This window comes from Actinocorallia lasiicapitis, from assembly GCF_054778695.1.
In genome coordinates this window covers 1-2,608 of the sequence record NZ_BAAGZI010000576.1, presented here as the reverse complement: position 1 = coordinate 2,608, position 2,608 = coordinate 1, and the positions used below count along the sequence as shown (strand labels likewise).

The 2,608-nt window shown below is 74.3% G+C and carries 2 protein-coding genes; both read right to left on the bottom strand.

Annotation, left to right across the window (positions count from 1 at the left end):
- Nucleotides 1–68 precede the first annotated feature (68 nt).
- Complete coding sequence (locus ACYVE7_RS32375; protein ID WP_460370174.1) at nucleotides 69–1,373, bottom strand: ATP-binding protein; 1,305 nt, start codon at nucleotides 1,371–1,373, stop codon at nucleotides 69–71.
- Nucleotides 1,374–1,448: 75 nt separating this feature from the next.
- Nucleotides 1,449–2,608, bottom strand: a 1,160-nt coding sequence (locus tag ACYVE7_RS32370; RefSeq protein WP_460370173.1) for a HEAT repeat domain-containing protein, incomplete at its 5' end; no start/stop codon positions are given.

Genomic DNA, 2,608 nt, shown 5'->3' with positions numbered 1-2,608 from the left:
CGAGCCGGCGCAGCAGCCGGTACCGGCCGAGCCGCCCCGGGTCGCCGCCCGCCAGCGGCGCGGACACCTCAGGCCTTCTTCAGCAGGCCGTCACCGGTGATCGGCCCCGGGGCGGTCAGGTGCATCGCGAGCGAACCCCCCTGGAGGGTCAGCCGGACGGCGCCCGACGGGCACCCCGCCTGCCCCGCCATGTCCAGTTCGATCCGGTCGCTCTTGACGCTGGCCAGGTTCATCGTGGCCGTGCAGAGCCCCTTGGTGCTCTCCAGGTTGGCCTCGGTGGAGGTGGTGCCCTTGAACAGGTCGAACTTGACCGTGTAGGTCACGCTGCCGTACTGGCCGCCGGTCGCCCGGACCGAACCGTCCCAGCTCCCGGCGTACGCGGCGGGGAAGCCGTCGGACGCGCCGCCGCCCGTCCCACCGCCTCCGCCGTCGCCGCTGAACGCGAACCAGGCTGGGGCACCGACCACCACGGCGACCAGCGCGGCGACCGCCACCAGCACCGGATCGAACTCCTCCGCCGCGACGGCCGCGCCCTGCGCGGCGACCTGCGCGCCGGCCGTCAGCCGGCTGATCTCGAGCTGGAGGGCGGAGCGGACGGCGCGGGGCAGCTCGTCGGCCTCGCTGGCCTCGCCCTCCTCCTGCTCGGAGCGGGCCAGGGCGTCCAGATAGAAGGGGTTGCCGCCGCTGGCCTGGTAGAGCCGGGCGCAGCGCTCCCTGCCGATCTCGGGGCCGAGCAGTTCGGCGACCTCGTCGAGGCTGAGCGGGCCGACGTTGATCTGCTCGCCGTACTCGGCGAGCGCGCCGAGCCTGGGCATCGCCTGGACGGGCCGGTAGGCCAGCGCGACCAGCACGCGGCCGCGCGGCGGATGCCGGACGAGATGGTCGAGCAGTTCGACGGTGGCGTGGTCGGCCCAGTGCAGGTCGTCGAGGATCAGCACGAGGCCGTCGTCGCGGGCGAGCTCGTCCAGGAGCTGTTTGGCCGCCTTGTGCAGCCGGTACCGGCCGCCCGCTCCGGTGGACTCGGCGGCGGCGTCCTCCAGGGCGGGGAACACGGTGCCGAGCAGCCGGACGGCGGTCGGGCCGAGCCGGCGGGGCACCTCGGGCGCGTTCTCCAGATGGTCGTCGAGCGCGTCGACGACGGCGCCGAACGGCATCTCCTCGTCGAACTCGGCGGCCCTCCCCCACAGGGTGAGGCGGCCGGCGGATTGCGCGGCGGCGGCGAGCTCCTGGAGCAGCCGGCTCTTGCCGGATCCGGGGTCGCCGACGAGGGACAGGAACGCGAACCCGTCGCCCCCGAGGGCGTCGGCGAAAGTGCCCAGCGCCTCCCGGCGGCCGACGAGGGGCTCGGCTGAGGGTGGGGGGGACACGGGCACGTGGCAACTTTACCGACGACCCATCGGTTATGGGATATACGAGGCGGTAATCGCCCCCTGACGGTTATGTGATCCTTATCCGATGCCGCCGAGCCGGCCGACCGCCTCGTCCCATTCGGCGGTCAGCCCGTGCAGATCGGCCAGTTCCCGGACGGCCCGCAGCGGTTCGAGCAGCGTGCGGTCCCCGAGCATCCCGGCCGACTCCAGGGCGAGATCGAGCGGGTAGTTGTCGACGGCCGGGTCGGCGAACAGCCGGCGGATCCCGGCCGCGGCCCGCTCGTCACCGCGCTCGGCCAGCCCCCGGACGGCCTCCGCGACCACCACGAGCGACTCGTCGTCCAGCCGGGTCGCCAGGGCCTCGCGGATCTGCGGGGTGTCGGAGTCGAGCAGCGACAGCGACATCGTCGCCCAGTCGCGGACGTCCTCGTGCTCGTCGCCGGTCAGATGGACCAGCTCGGACGTGCCGAGCGCGTCCTCGGGCGGCAGCACCGACATCAGCGCGAACGCGACGGCGTCGCGGATCGCCGGATCGGAGTGGCGGGAGTGCTTCAGCACCTCGGGCAGGGCGGCGGCGTCGCCGTGGTGGCTCAGCCCGAGGATCAGCGAGCGCAGCAGCGCGGGATCTGTCTCCTCGCGGGCCATCCGGCGCAGCAGCGGCAGCGAGTCGGCGGCGTTGCGGTCGCCCGGCCTGCCGAGCTGGGCGAGCACGTCCACGCCGAGCCTGCGGTGGAGCAGGACGGAGTCGGCGGTGAGCGCGGCGGCCTTGGCGAAGGTCTCGGCGTCGCCCCGCTCCTGGAGTGTGCGGACCGTCTCCCACCAGGCGGGACGCTCGGTGACGTCGCGGCGCCGGCCGCTCGCGGTGGGACGGGCCGCACGGAACTCCAGCGCCCGGTCCACCAGGGTCTCGAACGGGGTGCGGATGCCCTGCTCGCGCTCCAGGATGGTGGCGATCGCCCCGTGGCCGGTCTGCTTCTCGCTGACCGCCCCGCCGTCGCGGCCCGGCTGGCGGGCTTCGACGACGACCAGCTCGGTCTCGTCGTCCTGCTCCTCGCGGGCGACCCAGATCTCCATGTCGGGCTCGGGGTAGGTCTCGGTGAACCGCTGCCGCAGCTCGGCCTCGATGTCGACGCCCGCCCAGCGCAGCGCCGCGTCCAGGGCGGTCTCGCCCGCCGGGCTGACGACGGCCGGGTCGGCGCCGTAGCGCAGCAGCATCCGGACCATGTCGACGGCGCCGC